19 protein-coding genes are annotated in these 19220 nt (G+C 64.7%); 8 read left to right on the forward strand and 11 right to left on the reverse strand.

Translation table 11 applies throughout. From position 1 onward, the window contains the following. Positions 1-5: 5 nt before the first annotated feature. On the reverse strand, positions 6-671 hold the full coding sequence (locus AXW83_RS12620; RefSeq protein WP_066620426.1) for an amino acid ABC transporter permease: 666 nt from the start codon (positions 669-671) through the stop codon (positions 6-8). A gap of 85 nt (positions 672-756) precedes the next feature. Continuing rightward, the gene (locus AXW83_RS12625) at positions 757-1695 is read right to left on the reverse strand and encodes a transporter substrate-binding domain-containing protein (protein WP_236841896.1); all 939 of its coding nucleotides are present in this window, start codon (positions 1693-1695) and stop codon (positions 757-759) included. Between the two features lie 190 nt (positions 1696-1885). Between AXW83_RS12625 and AXW83_RS12630 the strand changes: the two genes are divergently transcribed. Both AXW83_RS12630 and AXW83_RS12635 read left to right on the forward strand, forming a co-directional pair. Beyond that, positions 1886-2635, forward strand: coding sequence for an FkbM family methyltransferase (locus tag AXW83_RS12630; RefSeq protein ID WP_066613999.1), 750 nt, complete (start codon positions 1886-1888; stop codon positions 2633-2635). Between the two features lie 105 nt (positions 2636-2740). Next, positions 2741-4081 (forward strand): nucleotide sugar dehydrogenase, encoded by a 1341-nt coding sequence (locus AXW83_RS12635; protein ID WP_066614001.1) that lies wholly within the window; start codon positions 2741-2743, stop codon positions 4079-4081. 8 nt (positions 4082-4089) lie between these two features. Here AXW83_RS12635 and AXW83_RS12640 read toward each other — a convergent pair whose 3' ends face one another. The 5 genes from AXW83_RS12640 to rfbB form a co-directional block, all read right to left on the reverse strand. After that, on the reverse strand, positions 4090-5478 hold the full coding sequence (locus AXW83_RS12640; protein WP_066614003.1) for a DUF2793 domain-containing protein: 1389 nt from the start codon (positions 5476-5478) through the stop codon (positions 4090-4092). 96 nt (positions 5479-5574) lie between these two features. Further along, positions 5575-6450 carry a glucose-1-phosphate thymidylyltransferase RfbA gene (gene rfbA, locus AXW83_RS12645; RefSeq protein ID WP_066614005.1) on the reverse strand — a complete coding sequence of 292 codons (876 nt, stop codon included), beginning with the start codon at positions 6448-6450 and terminating at the stop codon, positions 5575-5577. Further along, positions 6447-7352 (reverse strand): dTDP-4-dehydrorhamnose reductase, encoded by a 906-nt coding sequence (gene rfbD / locus AXW83_RS12650; RefSeq protein WP_066620428.1) that lies wholly within the window; start codon positions 7350-7352, stop codon positions 6447-6449. Before rfbD ends, rfbA begins: the two co-directional genes overlap by 4 nt. A gap of 19 nt (positions 7353-7371) precedes the next feature. Further along, on the reverse strand, positions 7372-7929 hold the full coding sequence (rfbC, locus tag AXW83_RS12655; protein WP_066614007.1) for a dTDP-4-dehydrorhamnose 3,5-epimerase: 558 nt from the start codon (positions 7927-7929) through the stop codon (positions 7372-7374). Positions 7930-7972: 43 nt separating this feature from the next. Then, the gene (gene rfbB, locus AXW83_RS12660) at positions 7973-9028 is read right to left on the reverse strand and encodes a dTDP-glucose 4,6-dehydratase (protein WP_156640007.1); all 1056 of its coding nucleotides are present in this window, start codon (positions 9026-9028) and stop codon (positions 7973-7975) included. Between the two features lie 318 nt (positions 9029-9346). Between rfbB and AXW83_RS12665 the strand changes: the two genes are divergently transcribed. The 5 genes from AXW83_RS12665 to ribB all read left to right on the forward strand — a co-directional run bounded on the left by AXW83_RS12665 (position 9347) and on the right by ribB (position 14053). Beyond that, the gene (locus tag AXW83_RS12665) at positions 9347-10804 is read left to right on the forward strand and encodes an undecaprenyl-phosphate glucose phosphotransferase (RefSeq protein ID WP_066614009.1); all 1458 of its coding nucleotides are present in this window, start codon (positions 9347-9349) and stop codon (positions 10802-10804) included. A gap of 89 nt (positions 10805-10893) precedes the next feature. Beyond that, positions 10894-12012, forward strand: a complete 1119-nt coding sequence (aroC, locus tag AXW83_RS12670; protein ID WP_066614011.1) for a chorismate synthase — start codon at positions 10894-10896, stop codon at positions 12010-12012. Positions 12013-12089: 77 nt separating this feature from the next. Next, a complete protein-coding gene (locus AXW83_RS12675) occupies positions 12090-12305 on the forward strand; it encodes a ribbon-helix-helix protein, CopG family (protein ID WP_066614013.1) in 216 nt (71 codons plus the stop codon). Further along, positions 12299-12664 (forward strand): type II toxin-antitoxin system VapC family toxin, encoded by a 366-nt coding sequence (locus AXW83_RS12680; protein ID WP_066614015.1) that lies wholly within the window; start codon positions 12299-12301, stop codon positions 12662-12664. The genes AXW83_RS12675 and AXW83_RS12680 overlap by 7 nt, the downstream gene beginning before the upstream one ends. 111 nt (positions 12665-12775) lie before the next feature. Then, positions 12776-14053, forward strand: coding sequence for a 3,4-dihydroxy-2-butanone-4-phosphate synthase (gene ribB / locus AXW83_RS12685; RefSeq protein ID WP_082767093.1), 1278 nt, complete (start codon positions 12776-12778; stop codon positions 14051-14053). A gap of 174 nt (positions 14054-14227) precedes the next feature. On the opposite strand, the gene AXW83_RS12690 is transcribed toward ribB, so the two are convergent. From AXW83_RS12690 to AXW83_RS12700, 3 genes are all read right to left on the reverse strand, one after another. Then, entirely contained in the window at positions 14228-14545 is a 318-nt protein-coding gene (locus AXW83_RS12690) for an antibiotic biosynthesis monooxygenase family protein (protein WP_066614017.1), read from the reverse strand. Between the two features lie 117 nt (positions 14546-14662). Further along, the gene (locus AXW83_RS12695; protein ID WP_066614019.1) at positions 14663-15580 is read right to left on the reverse strand and encodes a LysR family transcriptional regulator; all 918 of its coding nucleotides are present in this window, start codon (positions 15578-15580) and stop codon (positions 14663-14665) included. 66 nt (positions 15581-15646) lie between these two features. Continuing rightward, positions 15647-16615: a histone deacetylase family protein gene (locus AXW83_RS12700; protein WP_066614021.1), complete on the reverse strand. Its 969-nt coding sequence runs from the start codon at positions 16613-16615 to the stop codon at positions 15647-15649. 231 nt (positions 16616-16846) lie between these two features. Between AXW83_RS12700 and AXW83_RS12705 the strand changes: the two genes are divergently transcribed. After that, a complete protein-coding gene (locus AXW83_RS12705; protein WP_066614022.1) occupies positions 16847-17443 on the forward strand; it encodes a L,D-transpeptidase in 597 nt (198 codons plus the stop codon). 365 nt (positions 17444-17808) lie between these two features. Here the strand turns inward: AXW83_RS12705 and AXW83_RS12710 are convergent, their stop codons facing one another. After that, on the reverse strand, positions 17809-19188 hold the full coding sequence (locus AXW83_RS12710; protein WP_066614023.1) for an aspartate aminotransferase family protein: 1380 nt from the start codon (positions 19186-19188) through the stop codon (positions 17809-17811). Between the last annotated feature and the right edge of the window lie 32 nt (positions 19189-19220).

Raw genomic sequence — 19220 nt, forward strand, 5'->3', positions numbered from 1 at the left:
CTACCTCAGCGGATCGACGCGTAGCGGCGCTCGAGCAGCCGCAGAACCATGGCGATGAGATAGGCGCTGGCGAGATAGAGCGCGCTCGCGGTCAGCCAGACCTCCATCACGCGGAAGGTGTTGGCGTTGATCTGCCGCGCCGTGAAGGTCAGCTCCGGCACGGCGATCGCGGCCGCCAGCGACGTATCCTTGAACAGCGAGATCAGGTTGTTGCCGATCGAGGGCAGCGTGATGCGAAACATCACCGGCAGCACGACATAGACCTGGCGCTGCACGGGCCGCATCCCGATCGCCTTCGCGGCCTCGACATATTGCTTCGGGATCGAGGCCAGGCCCGCGCGGAAGACCTCGCACATATAGGCCCCCGCATAGAGCGACAGCGACAACACGAAGCTCTGCGTCTTGTCGAGGAAGCTGATGTCGAACTCGGGGAGGCCGAAATACAAAAAGAAGATCAGCAGCAGCAGCGGCGTGCAGCGGATGAACTCGACATAGGCCCAGACCGGCGCCGAGAGCCATCTTTTGCCCGAGACGCGCGCGTAAGCCGCCAGCAGCCCTATCACGCAGCCGATCAGAAGCGAGACGACCGCGAGACCTAAGCCCAGCAGCAGGGCATCGCCCAGCTTGCCGGAGTTTCGCGCGATGACGGACCAGTCGAAATGGTAGTCGATCATGATGGCCGTGACTGTTCCCGACGCAGTGCGGCACCGGGCCGGCCGGCGCAAGCGCCGACCAGACCCGGCTTGGCCAGAGCCATCAGGCGAATTCTTGCGGGAAACCGACCTTGGGAATCGGAAGCTCGATGCCGAACCATTTCTTGTAGGACGCGGCGAAATAGTCGAAATCGACCCCCAGCATCGCCTCCTTGTAGACCGTGTTGACCCAGTTCAGCCAGGTCGGGTCGCCGGGCTTGACAGCGGAGGCGTAGGAATTGGGCATCCAGCCGAAGCCTGAATCCGCAAACCGACCAGGCGCCTGCTGCATCAGCCAGCGCATGGCCGACTGGTCCTGCATCGAGGCATCGACTCGACGCGCGTTCAGCGCCTGCATCGCCGAATCCGGGCTGTCGAAGGCGTCGACCTTGGCTTCCGGCAGCGCCATATGGATCCACTGCTCGAGGAAGACGTTCTGCATGCCGCCAACGGTGACCGCCTTGCCGGCCGCCTTCATCTCGGCATAGTCCTTGTACTTGCCGCCGCGCGCCAGCAGCATCAGGCCGACGCCCTCGCGGTAGTAGGGAATGGTGAAGTCGACCTGCTGGGCCCGGCCCGCCGTCACGGTCATCCATTGCACGACGATATCGACCTTGTCGGTGACGAGGCTCGGGATGCGGGCATCCGAGCCCTGCAGCACGAACTCGACCTTTTCGTAGTCGTCGAACAGACCCTTCGCCAGAAGCCTGGCGAGATCGATGTCCATGCCGACGAGCTTGCCGCTGGCATCCTGGAAGTGCCAGGGCGGATTGGTGCTGCCCGTGCCGACGATGAGCTTGCCGCGCTCCTTGATGGTGTAGAGCTTGCTCTTGGTCACCGTCTGCGCAAGCGCGGCCGAAGGCGCGAGCAGGCTGGCGGCCGCGGCGCCGCCGATCGCAGCCCCCGCGAGACCGAGCCCGAACAGGCTGCGCCGCTCGAGGCTCAAGCCCTGATCCTGCAACTCTACGCCTTGAGTGGAAGCCATGTCGTCCTGAACGCCCATCTTGCCCTCCAAAGTTCGGTCCGCACGCGCTGCCGCTATCGACAGGCCGGCACGAAAATCTCAGCAAGAAGCGGGCCAGCCACTGCGGCCGCGAGGGTCTCAAAACCGCGCGAGCCACCCTCGACCGCAGACATCGCGCGAGGCATGGTCCCGACCCCGCTCCGATCCGCATCCCGCGAGAACCGTCTCCTTGCCGCAAACGCCATCTTCGCTGCCCCGCCCGCACTGGCGCGACGCCTTCGACGCCCCCACGAACTCGCAGATCGAGCAGGAGCGCTGGGTGCTGGCCATGTGCATGGGCCGCCGCGATGGGCGCTTCGCAGAGATCGGCGCCTTCGACGGCGTCCTGCACAGCAACACCTATTTCCTGGAGACCGACCATGGCTGGAGCGGCGTGCTGGTCGAGCCCAATCCGCTGCTGTTCACGAAGCTGAAGGCCAGCCGCACGGCGCTCTGCCTGGAGAAGGCTGTCTATCGCGAGAGCGGACAACGGCTTTCCTTCGTCGCATCCGAGGAGATCGGCACGCTCGCCGAATACGCCGAGGCCGACGGCTATGCAAAAGACCGCCGCAACGCGATCAGTACGGGAGGACTGATCACCGTCGAGACCGTCACCTTCGACGAGATGGCGACGATGGACGCAGCCGCAGGAACCGGCTTCGACTATGTCTCGCTCGATACCGAAGGCTCCGAGCTCGACATCCTGCGCAGCATCGACCTCGCCCGCCATCCGATTGCGCTCTTCACGATCGAGCACAATTTCGTCGAGCCGCGTCGCGAACAGATGCACACTCTGCTGGCAGAGGCCGGCTACCAACGGCTGAATGTCGGCTTCGACGACTGGTACTGGCATGAGGGTCATCTCGCCGCCCGCAATGGTGGCGCCCTGCCCGACATCGTTGCGATCAACGCTCATGTGAAAAGCGTCTATCGCGATTGACCGAGCCGGCTGATCCCACGCTCGAGCGATCCCGCAATCGGTTGACGCCCCAAGTCGCATCTGAAACATCCGGTCGCTCGCCCCGACAGCCCAACCGGTGATGCCATGCCCTCCGAGACCGCGACGCGCTTCATCGACAAGGTCCGCGACAGCTCGCTGGTGATCGGCGTCGTCGGCCTCGGCTATGTCGGACTGCCGCTGGTGCTGACCGCGCTGCGTCAGGGCTTTCGCGTCGTCGGCTTCGATATCGACGAGAACCGCGTCGGGCTGGTCAATGCCGGCCGGAGTGCGATCAAGCACATCCCGTCGGAGCCGATCCGCGATGCGGTCGCCGTCGGCCGCTTCGAAGCGACCGCCGATTTCGCTCGGCTCGGTGAGCCCGACGCCCTGCTGATCGCAGTCCCGACGCCCCTCAACCGTCATCGCGAGCCCGACATGTCCTTCGTCGTCGCCACGACGCAGGCGATCGCGGCGACGCTGCGGGCGGGCCAGCTCGTCGTGCTCGAATCAACGACCTATCCCGGCACGACGCAGGAGCTGATGCGGCCGATCCTCGAACGCGCCAGCGGCCTGAAGAGCGGCGAGGACTTCCACCTCGCCTACTCGCCCGAGCGCGAGGACCCCGGCAATGCCAGCTTCGGCACCTCCGATATCCCCAAGGTAGTCGGCGGCGACGGCGGCGATGCGCTGGCCATGGCGGACGCGCTCTATTCGGCGCTCGTGGTTTCGACGGTGCCGGTCTCCTCGACCGCGACGGCCGAGGCAGTGAAGCTGACCGAGAACATCTTCCGATCGGTCAACATCGCGCTCGTCAACGAGCTGAAGCAGGTCTACGCCGCGATGGGCATCGACATCTGGGAAGTAATCGAGGCCGCCAAGACCAAGCCCTTCGGCTACATGCCGTTCTATCCGGGCCCCGGTCTCGGCGGGCACTGCATCCCGATCGACCCGTTCTACCTGACCTGGAAGGCGCGTGAATTCGACATCGCCACCCGCTTCATCGAGCTCGCCGGGCAGATCAACACCCACATGCCCTATCTCGTCGTCGACCGGCTCGCCGAGCTCGTCGACACCCAGCTGCGCAAAGCCTTCAGCGAGGCGAAAATCCTGGTGCTCGGCATCGCCTACAAGAAGAACATCGAGGACATGCGCGAGAGCCCCTCGCTCAAACTGATCGAGCTGATCGAGAAGCGCGGCGCGACGACCACCTATCACGATCCGCACATCCCGACGATCCGGCCGACCCGCGAGCATGCCGGACTGACCGGCCGCCAGAGCCAGCCCCTGACTGCAGAGACTCTGGCCGACTACGACGCCGTCCTGATCGCGACCGATCATGACGACGTCGATTACAGCCTCGTCGTGTGCCACGCCCGGCTCGTCGTCGATACACGCAATGTCTGCGCCCGCAACGGACTGACGGCGGACACCGTCTTCAAGGCGTGAGCGGAGACCTACAGTTCCGCGTCGAAGACGATATCGGAGAACTCCGCGAACACCCGTCCCGTCGCCGCCGCGGCCATCCGCATCCGGGCGGAGCCGGCGGTCAGAGTGTCGATGCCGCGGTCGGTGCCGCCGCCGTTGATGTTGCCCTGCGAGACGACGGAGAACGACGCGCTCGGCACTGCCCGCATCGATGTCGGCAGCACGATCAACTCGGTCACGGCCTGCCCCGCCGCCTGATAGCCATCGAACAGATAGGTGCCTTCGACGCGCCAGTGATAGCGCCGTGCCAGCGCCTGCTCCTGAGGCAGCGGCCGGGCCTGCCACGGCGTCGCATGCCGCCCGAATTCGAGCTTGATGCGCTGGAACGCGACCGCGCCCGCCGCCGGTGCCAGCCGCACGGTATCGCCGACGGCCGGCGTCAACGTCACGGAGCGCCGACCGCTTCCGGCCGTTATCGCGCCGGAGACGCTGCCGATCCCGACCGTCAGGTTGCCGCCGCTCAAGCCCTCAACCGAGAGCGTCAGCGGGACGCCGGCAAAGGATGCGATGCCCCACAGAAGCGGCTCGACAATCTGCACGATCGCACCTGAACTCAGCGTGATCGAAAACCCACTGACGGACAGGCTGGTTCCAGCCGCATCGGCCTTCCAGCGGTCGAAGCCATAGGCCCCGGAACCCAGCGCGCCGCCGGAAAAGCCGCGCTGGTTGATGGTCATGTCACCATTCACCAGCAGATTGGGCTGCGCCGCCCATGGCGTCGCCGGCAGCGAGACCTGCCCGTTGGAGCGATCGACCATCAGCGCCTCTGTCCAGCTCGATCCGTCGGCGCTGACCTTGAGATGGAGATCGTCGTCGCCGGCAAGCCCGATCTCGGCCCGGCCCGAAAAACCGTCCTGCAGGACGAAGCTCGCAGTCTGCCCAGCCGCGGCTTTGTTGATCGTCAGGCGATGGCCGGCGCCGTCATGATTGAACAGGCTCGCCGGCGACGCCACCGCCAGCCGGTTCGCCGCATCGGCGGTCGCGTTCACGCCCCAGAGTTCGGCGCCCTCGCTGCTGATCGGGCTTGCCCGACGCCAGATCGTCCCGGTCCAGATCTGCTCCTCGGCCTCGTCGGCGACCCAGGCCTGCCAGCCCGGTCGCGGTTCGAGAAAGCTCCAGCCGCCATCCTCGAAAAGTGCGACCTCATCCTCATGCCCGGCGAAAACACCGGTTGCGGCAGCCGGCACGATGTACGCCGAGGTCTCGCTCGGCACGGCAGGCGGGCCCGTTTCCGTGCGGCTCGTGACGGAGAGATGCACCAACGCATCGAGCCGGATCAGCGCATCGTTATGGGTGACGTGTTTTTGTGCCTGCCCTGCGGCAAGCAGGGGCAGGTCGAGCCGCGCGGTTGCGGTCATGGGGCCTCGCAAGGGTTGGCCGCACCATGGTGGCGCGACATGCGAAGCCAGTATCGGCCCGACCGAACGCGCCGGGGATAAGTCGGCCGGTCGGCCCTATCGCGACAGCTCTCTGGCGATGCGCAACAGATATTGGCCGTACTCGCTCTTGGCGAGCTTTGCTCCGACGACCTCCAGCTGCGCTGGCGAGATCCAGCCCTGCCGGGCGGCGATTTCCTCCGGGCAGGCGATGCGCAGATCCTGGCGGCTCTCGAGCGTGCGGACGAATTCTCCGGCTTCGAGCAGGCTGTCGGGGGTGCCGGTGTCGAGCCAGGCGAAGCCGCGGCCCATGGTCTCGACCGAGAGTTGGCCGCGCTCCAGATAGACGCGGTTGACGTCGGTGATCTCGAGTTCGCCGCGCCCCGAGGGCTTGAGGTTGGCGGCGATGTCGATCACCTGGGCGTCGAAGAAGTAGAGCCCGGTCACCGCCCAGTTCGATTTCGGCGCCTTGGGCTTTTCTTCGATCGAGATCGCCTTGCCGGCCTTGTCGAACGAAACCACGCCGTAGCGTTCCGGATCGCGCACATGATAGGCGAAGACCGTCGCACCGGTCGCCCGGGCGCCGGCCGCCTGCATCCGCTCCGGCAGGCCGTGGCCGTAGAACAGGTTGTCGCCGAGGATCAGGACGGAGGGCTGCGACCCGACGAAATCCGCCCCGATGATATAGGCCTGCGCCAGGCCCGCCGGCGTCGGCTGCTCGGCGTAGGCGAGGTCGAGCCCCCATTCGGAGCCGTCGCCGAGCAGCCGCTGGAAATGCGGCACGTCGTGCGGCGTCGAGATGATCAGGATCTCGCGGATGCCCGCCAGCATCAGCGTCGTCAGCGGGTAGTAGATCATCGGCTTGTCGTAGACCGGCAGCAGCTGCTTCGACATCGCCAGCGTCATCGGATGCAGCCGCGTGCCGGAGCCGCCGGCCAGAATGATGCCCTTCATGATATCCGTCCTGTCTGTTCCGCGGCGATGAGCCGCTCCGCGCAGGCCCGCAGCGAGCCGCGCCACTCGGGCAGGGCCACGCCATGGGCTTGGGCGAGTTTGGATGAATCCAGCCGCGAATTGGCCGGTCGCCGCGCCGGCGTCGGGTAGTCCCGCGTCGCGATGCGCGTCACCCGCACGGGCGTCCTGCCAGCCGCGGTCGCGACCGCGAAAACGGTCTCCGCGACATCGGCCCAGACGGCCTCGCCCTGCGCCGCCATATGGAAGATGCCGCGCAGCGCTGGATCGCCTGGACGCTCCACAAGATTGCGGGCGACGCCGAGCACCGCATCGGCGATGTCGAGCGCGTTCGTCGGCGAGCCGGCCTGGTCGGCGACGACGCCGACCTCGTCGCGATCGGCGCCGAGCCGCAGCATGGTCCGCACGAAGTTCTTGCCGAAGGGGCTGTAGACCCAGGCCGTGCGCAGGATCGCATGGTTGTCGGTCGCCGCGATCACGGCCTGCTCGCCCCCGAGCTTGGAGCGGCCATAGGCCGAGACCGGCCCGGTCCGGTCGTCCTCGCGATAGGGCCGGTCGAGCGACCCGTCGAAGACATAGTCGGTCGAGATCTGGATCACCGGCACGCCGAGTCGGGCGGCGGTCGCAGCGACGATGCCGGCCGCCTCCGCATTGACCCTGTGCGCCGTCCCGCTCTCGCTCTCGGCGAGATCGACAGCGGTGTAGGCCGCGGCATTGACGATCACGTCGGGCTTTGCCGCCGTGAGCGCGGGCGCGATCGTCTCAAGCCGCTCCAGATCGAATGCGGGACGTCCCAGCGCGACGAGATCGATGCCCGACGCCGCGGCCCGCTCGGCGAGCGCCAGCGCGACCTGTCCGTTCTGTCCGGTGACGACAACTCTCATGACGGGCCCCAGCATCCTCTCAGTCGAAATAGCGCGGCAGGTCGGCGAGCCGCGGATGCGTCCTGTCCTTGTCGGACAGCGTCAGTCCGTCATGGGAAAGCATCCAGTCGATCTGCAGCGCCGGATCGTCGAAGGCGAGTCCGTGATCGTCGGCGGCCGAATAGAGGCTCGTCACCTTGTAGATCACCTCGGTATCGGGCTCGAGCGTGACGAAGCCATGGGCGAAACCGGCCGGAACCAGCATCTGCCGCCAGTTCTCGCGCGACAGCTCGATCGATACATGCTGCCCGAACGTCGGCGACGACCGGCGGATATCGACGGCGATGTCGAGGATGCGGCCATGGGTGACCCGCACCAGCTTGTCCTGCGCGAAGGGCGGCGACTGGAAATGCAAGCCCCGCAGCGTGCCGACCGCACCCGACAGCGAATGGTTGTCCTGCACGAACTCCAGCGCGATCCCGGCCGCGGCGAAGGCCTGCCGGTTGTAGACCTCGGAGAAGAAACCGCGATGGTCGCCGAACTTCCTGGGCTGGATGATCTTCACATCCGGCAGGGCCGTGGCTTCGACGCTGAGCATGGTGGATCGCTTTCGTTTGGAAGGGCGGGCTCGGGTAGCGGGCTCAGCCGGAGCCGAGCCGCTCGCCGCGATAGACGCCCGACCGGATGTCGCCCCACCAGGACGGATTGTCGAGATACCAGGCCACCGTCCGGCGCAAGCCTGTCTCAAAGGTCTCCTTCGGCGTCCAGCCGAGCTCGCGGCCGATCTTGCCGGCGTCGATCGCATAGCGCGCATCATGGCCCGGCCGGTCGGTGACGTAGGCGATCAGCCGCTCTCGCGGCCCCGCCGGATCGGGCCGCAACTCGTCGAGGATCGCGCAGATCGCGCGCACCACCTCGATATTGGCCATCTCGTTGTGCCCGCCGATATTGTAGGTCTCGCCGAGAACGCCCTTCTGCGCCACCAGCAGCAGCGCATCGGCGTGATCGTCGACGAAGAGCCAGTCGCGCACGTTCTGGCCGGAGCCGTAGACGGGCAGCGGCTTGCCCTCCAGCGCATTGATGATCATCAGCGGGATCAGCTTCTCGGGGAAGTGATACGGCCCGTAATTGTTCGAGCAGTTGGTCATCACCGTGGGCAGGCCATAGGTGTGGTGCCAGGCCCGCACGAGATGGTCCGAGGCCGCCTTCGAGGCCGAATAGGGCGAGTTCGGCTGATAGGCCGTGTCCTCGCGGAAGAGCCCCTCGTCGCCCAGCGAGCCGAAGACCTCGTCGGTCGAGATATGATGGAAACGGAAGGCCACCTTCCGATCCTCCGCCAACCCCCGCCAATACCGCAGCGCCTCCTGCAGCAGCGCGAAGGTGCCGACGATATTGGTCTGGATGAAGTCGTCCGGCCCGTCGATCGAGCGATCGACATGGCTCTCGGCAGCCAGATGCATGACGACGTCGGGAGCGAAATCAGCAAACAGCGCCTGCATGGCCGCAGCATCGCAGATATCGGCCTGCTCGAAGCGAAAGCGGTTGCTGCCTGACACCAACGCCAGCGAAGCGAGATTGCCGGCATAGGTCAGCTTGTCGACCACGCAGACGCTGTGAGCCGTCTCCCCGATCAACTTGCGCACCACCGCCGAGCCGATGAAACCCGCCCCGCCCGTAACCAGAAACTTCAAAAACACGCCATGCGGCTCCAAGAGATTCGCCCTCGTCGCGAGGCGGCGGCTCAAGCATAACCGCTGGGATTGGTCAAAGCGATAACGCGCCGGGCGGCACGGCCACGCCAGATGTCCCATAAAGGCACCATGCCTTTATTTCGGCTATCCGGCACGGCAGAGCCGTGAGCCCGAAAACACCCCGATTCTGCGGCATTCCAGGCTCTGTTGGCCGATTTCGGCGCATCCGATGCGGGCATAGGCCTTGCCATTTCACCCTCGCAAGGCGTCTGGACGAGCGAACCTGTTTCGTTCCGGAGCGCCGGCGTCGCAGGAGTGGTTTGAATGGCTCTGAGTTTCGACGAGCGGACATTTGGCGCCGCTTCCACCCGCGAGGAGCGCGCCAATCTGTGGCGTCACTGGTTTGGCGTGATCATCGGCCTGACGGATGCCGTCACGGTGCTGACGATCGTGTTCGCGACCTCGCTCGTCTATCACCTCGTCGCTTATGAGGCCGCCGTCGATCTTCGGATTACGTCCGAACTCGCGGTCATGATCACCGCCATCTTCGTCTTCACCAACGTGATGCAGGGGCGCTACCAGCTCACTCACTACCTCTCGACCAAGGGGCAGATCGCTTCGGCCTTCTTCGTCTGGACAGTCACCATGGTCGCCTTCGTCGCCATCATCTTCCTGGCCAAGATCGACCAGTATTCCCGCGCCGTCGTGCTGGCGACCTATCTATCCGGCGTTCCGCTCGTCGCCCTGGCGCGCAGCGTCATGGTCCGCACCATCTCGATGGCGAGCAAGACCGGGCGCATCACCACGGAGCGGATCTTCCTGATCGGTCGCGAGCCGGACGTGATGTCCTTCGTCTCGCGCCATCAACCCTGGAACATCGGCTTCGCCATCGCCGACGTTGCCCTGCTTCGCAGCAACGATGCCCGCCGCATCAACGACCCCGCCGCCGCGCTTGCGGCAGATCTCGCCGCCGCCGCCACCCGCTGCCGGCAGTTGCGCCCCGACGCCGTCTTCATCGCCTTGCCCTGGTCCGACCAGGAGACCATCGACGCCTGCATCGACGCCTTCATGAACCTTCCGGTCGCCATCCACCTGGCGCCCGAGCGGATCATGGACCGCTTCGACAATCCCCATATCGTGCGCGTCGGCTCGCTCGCCAGTCTGCGTCTGACGCGGCCGGCGCTGTCGGGACTGGAGGTTGCAGCCAAGCGCATCTTCGACGTCGTGGCGGCGACCGCCCTGCTCATCGTCATTGCGCCCGTGCTCGCGCTGATCGCGGTCCTGATCAAGCTCGACTCGGCGGGACCCGTGCTGTTCCAGCAGCGCCGCCACGGCTTCAACCAGCAGACCTTCCGGATCTTCAAGTTCCGCAGCATGACGACGACCGACGACGGCGACGTGATCCGTCAGGCGACGCAGAACGACGTCCGCATCACCCGCATCGGGAAGGTCTTGAGGCGCTTCAATCTCGACGAACTGCCGCAATTGCTGAACGTCATCGCCGGCCAGATGTCGCTGGTCGGGCCGCGGCCCCATGCGCTCGCCCATGATCACGAGTTCCAGCGCAAGATCGCGCTCTATGCCCGCCGCCACAACGTCAAGCCCGGCATCACCGGTTGGGCCCAGGTCAACGGCCTGCGCGGCGAAACCGACACCGACGACAAGATGGCCAGGCGCATCGCCTACGACCACTGGTACATCGACAACTGGTCGTTCTGGCTCGACATCGCGATCCTCGTGCGGACCGTGATCAGCCGGAAGGCCTATCGCAACGCTGTGTGAGGTCTGGCAAGCCGGCTTCGCGAACGCGGAGGGTTTCTTAGCCGCGCGATAGCGCTTAAGAGGCAGCGGTCCAACCGCATCCGGCTCCCATGTCCCATAACAGCTTCGGCCATCTCTTCCGCGTCACCACCTTCGGCGAGAGCCACGGTCCCGCGATCGGCTGCGTCGTCGATGGCTGCCCGCCGCTGCTGCCGCTGAGCGAGGCCGATATCCAGGTCGAACTCGACCGCAGGCGACCCGGCCAGTCGCGCTTCACCACGCAGCGGCAGGAGCCCGACCAGGTTCGGATCGTCTCGGGCGTCTTCGGACGTGAAAGCGACGGCGTGCAGGTGACGACCGGCACCTCGATCGGGCTGATGATCGACAATGTCGACCAGCGCTCGAAGGACTATTCCGAGATCAAGGACAAGTACCGACCCGGTCACGCCGATTTCACCTATGACGTGAAATACGGCATCCGCGATTATCGCGGCGGCGGGCGTTCCTCGGCGCGCGAGACCGCGATGCGGGTCGCGGCCGGCGCCATCGCGCGCAAGGTCGTGCCCGGCATGGTCGTGCGTGGCGCGCTCGTCCAGATGGGACCGCACAGGATCGATCGCACCAACTGGGACTGGGACGAGGTCGCCAGCAACCCGTTCTTCTGCCCGGACGCTAAAGCCGCAAAGCTGTTCGAGGCCTATCTCGACGGCATCCGCAAATCCGGCTCCTCGATCGGCGCCGTGCTGGAGATCGTCGCCGAGGGCGTGCCAGCTGGCCTGGGCGCGCCGATCTATGGCAAGCTCGACGCCGAGATCGCCGCCGCTTTGATGAGCATCAATGCCGTCAAAGGCGTCGAGATCGGCGACGGCTTCGGCGCAGCCGAGCTTGCGGGGGAGCAGAACGCCGACGAGATGCGGGCCGGCAATGACGGCGCGCCGCTCTTCCTGTCGAACCATGCAGGCGGCATCCTGGGCGGCATCTCCACCGGCCAGCCCATCGTGGCGCGCTTCGCCGTCAAGCCGACCTCCTCGATTCTTGCGACCCGCGCGACGGTGACGCGGACGGGCGGCGAGGCCGATATGTTCACCAAGGGCCGCCACGACCCCTGCGTCGGCATCCGCGCCGTACCGGTCGGCGAGGCGATGGTGGCCTGCGTCCTGGCGGACCATTTCATGCGCCATCGCGCGCAGGTGGGTGTCGTGGAGCCGCGTTGGCCGTTTCAGGATTGACGTTCTGAAGCAGTCTTTATTTCTTTCAAAAGCATCGCGATATATGATATGCGTATGGCATATCATTGGAGTACCCGATGCGTGCCTTGATCGATATGAACGATGCTCAGGTCGAAGCCCTCGACACCATCGCGAGACGGGTGCGGCTATCCCGTGCGGCCCTGATCAGGGCCGCGATCGACGATTATCTCGACCGCCATCATCGTGAACAGGTCGAGGACGGCTTTGGTCTGTGGGGTCAGCGCAAGGTTGACGGCCTGGCTTATCAGGAGGAGGCGCGTCGCGAATGGTAGGCGCGTTGTTCGACACCAATATCCTGATCGATCACCTGAATGCCGTCCCCCAGGCCCGCGAGGAAATCGAGCGCTTCGAAAGCCGGGCCGTCAGCATCATCACCTGGATGGAGGTGATGGTCGGGGCGGGTACCGATCTGGTCGATCCGACCCGGCGTTTTCTCGAAGGCTTCAAAGTCATCGCTCTTGACGATCAGATCGCCGGCCGTGCGGTGGCGCTGCGACGAACGCACCGGATCAAACTACCCGATGCGGTGATCTGGGCCACGGCTCAGACCACCGGACGTCTGCTTGTGACCCGCAACACCAAGGACTTCCCAGCGGACGATCCGGGAATACGCGAACCCTACGTCTTGTGACGAACACGTCGTCCCAAGCGATGAGGATGATCATGACAGAGATATTCAGCCACACCAAAATTTTGAGAATCCTTCATTGCAACTGAAACGTCGTCGCATTAGCTTCCTCCCATGAAACTCGACGCCTGGCTCACCCAGAACAAGACCGGCCGCAGCGCCTTTGCGCGGCAGGTCGGGCTGTCGCCGGCCAGCGTCACGGCGCTCTGCAACGACCAGAGCGCCTGGATCTCGCGCGAAAGCGCCGAGCGCATCGCCGCAGCAACGGGCGGCGCCGTCACCCCCAATGATTTTCTCGGCCTTGTCGGGCCGCGCGAGGCCGTCATGTCCAGCAACGTCACGAAAACCATCGAAGCCTTCGCCCGCGGCGAGATCGTCATCGTCACCGACGACGACGATCGCGAGAACGAGGGCGACCTGATCGTCGCTGCCTCGCTCTGCACGCCCGAGAAGATGGCCTTCATCATCCGCAACACCTGCGGCATCGTCTGCGCGCCGCTGACCTCGGGTGAGGCGCGCCGGCTGCGGCTCGATCCGATGGTGTCGAGCAACGACGCTCCGCTCGGCACCGCCTTCACCGTCACCGTCGACGTCAAGCACGGGCTCACCACCGGCATCTCGGCCGAGCAGCGCTGCAACACCGTGCGCGCACTCGCCAACGGCAATATGGGCGCGGCCGATTTCGTCCGGCCCGGCCATGTCTTCCCGCTGATCGCGAAGGATGGCGGCGTGTTGATGCGCTCGGGCCATACGGAGGCCGCCGTCGATCTCTGCAAGCTCGCCGAGCTGCCGCAGGTCGGCGTCATCTGCGAACTCGCCAATGACGACGGCACGGTGATGAAGGGGCCGCAGATCACGGCCTTCGCCCAGAAGCACGGGCTGCAGCAGATTACCGTCGCCGATCTGATCGCCTATCGTCAGGCCCGCGAGAAGCTGGTCGAGCGGGTGCATTCCTTCCCGGTCAAGACCGCCTTCGGCGAGATGACGGGCCATGTCTACATCACCCCCTTCGAGGACACGCAGCATTTTGCCTTCGTCATGGGCAAGATCGGCGATGGCGAGAAGGTGCCGGCCCGGCTGCACCGGGCCGATGTGGTCTCCGACGTGCTCGGCGGCGCAAGTTCGATCCAGTGCGCGCTGAAGCGCTTCCAGCAGGACGGACGCGGCGTGCTGATCTATCTGCGCGACGGCTCGGCCGGCGTGCCGATCAAGAGCGTCGAGGACGGCTCGGACGCGCAACGCTCCCAGCAATGGCGCGAGATCGGCCTGGGCGCCCAGATCTTGCGCGACCTCGGCGTCGGCTCGATCGTCAACCTCGCCGCCTCGGCCCGCTCCTTCGTGGGACTAAGCGGCTTCGGCATCGAGATCGCAGGGACGGAGCCGCTGGAATAAGCCCGCTCGCGATGGCTTTGAATACGGCGCCATGATTAGTCCCCGACCGGACGAGTAGCCTCAGAGAGGCGTTAAGAGCATATAATATCGCCGTGCGGATCGCGGCATTGCGCAGTGTATGGGCAATATGGCGATGGCGAGCGATCAACTCCGACGTGACGATGGGTCGGTTTGTCATTTCGCGTCCGCCACTTTGGCGGACCATGCGCGACCCCGAATAACACTGCAGATCTGGAATCTGTAGTCGCTGAAAAAGCTTTCGATCCCGCGCCTTTTGGCCTTTGCATGCTCTGGGTGAACGCGCCACGCCCTGAGCGCCTCCTCGGAATCGAACTCCACGATCGTCACCCTTTCGCCGTCCTCAGCGACAAAGCCTTTGTGAGAGACGTAGCCGGAAATGCCCCGGGCGAGTTCGCTCATGCTCTTGGCCACTGGGCCGTATTCGTCTTGAACGCCCGGGTTGAGGCGAGAGCGGAATATAGTGACGATCATGACGGCAAGAACCTCTGCAAGCGGAACGGGATCGCGGCTCGTTGGGCCAGCGCTCGCGATGTCAGCGGAAGGTGCGCCTCACCATAATATAAATCAAATGCATATATAAAATTATGATTATGCCAGATTTGATCGATGGTCGAGTTTGGCTTTCATCGCCTCTGTCAGCAATTCGATCGCAGGATCGAAACGTCCCGGTATTGCATTGCGGATCAACGTCACCGTCGCCGGCAAGGCGAAATCCTTCACATCGAGGATGTGCAGACCGTGACGGTGTGGGCTGTCCTCGAGCTGCCGGCGTGGCACGAGGCCCAAGCCACCGCTGTGGGAGAGTAGCGACAGTTGAAGGTCTTCCCCGAAGATTTCAGCTCCGATCTGCAGCGGTAGTTGTTGCCGATCGAAGGATCTGACCAGCGCCGCACGGCACCCGCAGCCCGGGGGATTAAGGAACCAGCTTTCTCCCGACAGATCGCGCAGCCGCCAAGGGCTGCCGTCCCGCCGGGTCTGAGATCTGGAGGCTGAAACGATGACCACGTGCTCGGCTCCGAGCGAAATCCGTAGGAGGCCGGCTGGAACGGTGTGGGCCTCCGTCAACAACCCCACGGCGCAATCGAGCGCACCGCCGCGTATGTCTTCAATGAGTGCTGAGCTCCAGTTCGAGCCGACCTGCAGCCGAATGCGTGGAAAGCTCCGGCGCAAGGCATCGAGCGGTGTCGTCAGGACCATCTCGCCCAGCCCATGGGCGACGCCTATTCTCAACTCGCCGGCAGGGTCGGCCGTGCGCGTCGCGCAGGCTTCCAACTCGGCGACTGCTGCGAGAACGCGCCTGCAATGCTCGAGCACATGGTTGCCGAGCGCCGTCAACGCTGCCGGCTTTACCGAGCGATCGAACAGAGGATCGTCTCCGATCGCAGCCTCAAAGTTCTGGATCCGCCGGGTAGTCGCCGGCTGCGTCAGGTTTAGCCGTGTGGCCGCCCGGTTAACCGAGCCGGTCTCAGCAGCCGCCACGAAGGCTCGAATATCTTGCAGGTTCATGCGACCCAAGCATAAACGAATTGCCATTATGCAGGAAGCCGGCGCTAAGCGGATTGCAAATCAAAGTTATGATTCGCAGTCTTCGATCGTGATCCCTCTGGTGATCTGTCCCCGCATCAGCGCCATGACATGCGCCGCGACCGATTTCGACAACCCTTCCAGATCGTAGCCCCCCTCCAGCACCGAGACGACGCGCCCGCCGGAATGCCGGTCGGCGATCGCCATCAGCTTCTGCGTCGCCCAGGCGAAGTCGGTCTCCTTCAGGTTGATGTTGGCGAGCGGATCGCGCCAATGTGCGTCGAAGCCTGCTGAAATGATGATCAGGTCGGGCTGGAAGCTCTCGATGCGCGGCAGCAGCGCGCTCTCGAAGGCCTCGCGAAACACCTCCGAGCCGTCGCCGGCCCGCAGCGGCGCGTTGACGATGGTACCATACGCCCCGCGTTCGGAGGCCGCGCCTGTGCCGGGATAGAGCGGCATCTCATGCGTCGAGGCGTAGAGCACGCTCGGATCGTCCCAGAATATCTCCTGCGTGCCGTTGCCGTGATGCACGTCCCAATCGACGATCGCCACGCGCTCGGCGCCGTGGATCGTCTGCGCGTGGCGGGCGGCGATGGCGGCGCTGTTGAAGAAGCAGAACCCCATCGCCTTGCTGCTTTCGGCATGGTGTCCGGGCGGTCGCAGCGCGCAGAAGGCGTTGGCCGCCCTGCCCCGCATCACCTCGTCGACCGCGTGGGTCGCGCCGCCGACCCCGCGCAGCGCCGCCTCCACCGTACCGGGAGACATCAGCGTATCGGCATCGAAAGCGACCAGCCCGCTCTCCGGCGAGGCCGCCACGATCGCTTCGGCGAAGTCGCGTGGGTGGCACAGCGTCACCTGTTCGAGCGTGCCCAGCGGCGCGTCGATACGGCCTAGGCCGGCGAAACGCTCGTCCTCCAGCACCTGTTCGATGATTCGCAGCCGATCGGCACGTTCGGGATGCCCCGGAGGCGTCGCGTGGCGCAGGCTGGCGGCATGGGTAACAAGCAGGGTCGTCACTGAAACACGTCCTTGGGGCGCGTGGCTTGCGTGAACCGACGTATCTGCTTTGCCACTATTGCGGCACAACCGCGCAAATCAGCCGCCACAAAGGGAACGCGATTGCGCCCTACTCGTTTCGGCCCTAGAGCTTCGGAAAGCGCGCTGTATCGCGTTGATTTCGGGCTGATACGAAGCGTTAACCCCGGATTCATCATAAAGGTCGCCCTCGGGCCGCTCTGGTGTGAAGTCATGAAACAGACTGTGATGGTTGCGTTGGCCGTGTCGACCCTTCTGGGCGCCTGCCAATACAAGACCGTGAACGCGCCCTCGCTTTCGGCGCGCGACGCTGAGTACATCGCGCTGGTCCCGAACTTCGACGTCCATCTTCCCTTTCTGCCCTACGAGATTTCCGACCCCACCGGCCAGGCGCCCGGCACGATCGTCGTCGATACCAAGGCGAAGTTTCTCTATTACGTGCTGCCGAACAAGAAGGCGATCCGATACGGCGTCGCGACCGGCGACGAGGCCTTTGGCTGGACGGGCGAGGCCGTGATTCAGCGCAAGGCCGAGTGGCCGCGCTGGACCCCGCCGGCCGAGATGCTCGCGCGCTGGCCGCATCTGGCGCCCCGCGCCGGCGGCATGGAAGGCGGCCCCGACAATCCCCTCGGCGCCCGCGCGCTCTATCTCTACCAGAACGGCCACGACACGCTCTATCGCATCCACGGCACGAACGAACCCGAGACGATCGGCCGCTCAGCTTCGTCGGGCTGCATCCGGATGCGCAACATCGACGTGATCGAGTTGTTCAACCGCGTGCCCGTGGGGACGAAGGTCATCGTCACCTGAATCGACGGTAGACAAAAAAGACCGGCGAGAGTTGGAGGACTCTGCGCCGGTCGGATATCAAGGGTCTCGTCGAAGGTTCTACGAAGAGCGGTAGGCCAAGCTGTTCCGAAGGACACCGGCAAGCCGGGATGGTTGATCCTTCAGGCGCTCATACAACGCCGTGGATATGAATCTTGTTCCACGGGCCTTTTCATCAATCGGTCGGACGGGTCAGGCCGTAAATTCACGCAACCCGAAGCGACCGGCAAGTTTCCGTTCCCCTCAGGCGAAGCCAATGTGCCCGCCGATCTGGACGCCGGAGCGGCGCGATCAAGGACTCTTTGTGGCGCTGACCACCGGCATATTGCTGGAGGTAAGACTATGATTCAGGCGACCAGCAGCCCCTCGGTCTTGGCCCAGTTCAGCGTCTTGTTCAGCGCGCGCTCGTAACGGTCGAACATCTCGTCGAGTTCGGCCTCGGTGATGATCATCGGCGGGCAGAACGCCACGCGGTCGCCCATGGCCCGGAGGATCAGCCCCTCCTCGAGCGCGAAGGCGACCGATTTGGCACCAACGCCCTTCTTGATCTCGAAGGAGGCCTTGGTCTGCTTGTCCTTGACGAGTTCGACCGCGCCGATAAGACCGACGCCGCGTGCCTCGCCGACGAGCGGGTGCTCGGCCAGCTTATCAAGGCGACGCAGGAAGGTGGGTTCGACGGCCCGGACATGCTCGACGATCTTATCGCGCTGGTAGATCTCCAGCGTCTTGACCGCGATCGCACAGCCCACCGGGTGGCCGGCATAGGTGTTGCCATGGCCGAAAGTCCCGATCTTGCGGCTCTGATCGACGAGAACCTCATAGACCTTCTCGTTCATCATCACGGCGCTGAGCGGGAAATAGGCCGAGGTGATCTGCTTTGCGCAGGAGATGGTGTCGGCGCTCAGGCCATAGGTCGTCGTGCCGAACATGTTGCCGGTGCGGCCGAAGCCGGTGATGACTTCGTCGGCGATGAACAGGATGTCGTACTTCGCCAGGATCGCGTTGATCTTTTCGAAATAGCCTTCAGGCGGGGTAATCGCACCGCCGGCGCCCATCACCGGTTCGGCGATGAAGGCGGCGACCGTATCGGGCCCCTCGCGCAGGATCATCTCCTCGAGTTCGGCTGCGAGCCGAGACGAGAAGTCCTGCTCGCTCTCTCCGGGCTCGGCGAAGCGGTAGTGATGCGGGCAGGAGGTGTGCAGGATGCCGGGCAGCGGCAGGTCGAAGTCGATATGGTTGTTGGGCAGGCCGGTCAGCGAGGCCGAGGCGACGGTGACGCCGTGATAGCCCTTCAGCCGCGAAATGATCTTCTTCTTCTGCGGCCGGCCCAGCGCATTGTTCATGTACCAGACGATCTTGACCTGCGTATCGTTGGCGTCAGAGCCCGAAGCCCCGTAGAACACCTTCGAGATCGGGACCGGCGCGATCTCCTTCAGCTTCTCGGCTAGTTCGATCGCGGGATCGTTGCTGCGGCCGCCGAAGATATGGGTAAAGGGCAGCTTCTTCATCTGCTCATAGGCGGTCTCGGCCAGTTCCTGGTTGGAATAGCCCAGCGCCGTGCACCAGAGGCCCGCCATGCCCTCAATGTATTCCTTGCCACTGGAATCGTAGACATAGACGCCCTTGCCGCTCTCGATCACGAGCGGGCCGACCTCCCGATGCGTCGCCAGATTGGTATAGGGATGGACGAGGGTCTCGATATCGCGAACGGCTAGGTTGGACAGCATGGCTCGGCTCCGGTCGTTATGGCTGGCTTATG

It is taken from the genome of Bosea sp. PAMC 26642 (genome assembly GCF_001562255.1).
Taxonomy (GTDB): domain Bacteria; phylum Pseudomonadota; class Alphaproteobacteria; order Rhizobiales; family Beijerinckiaceae; genus Allobosea.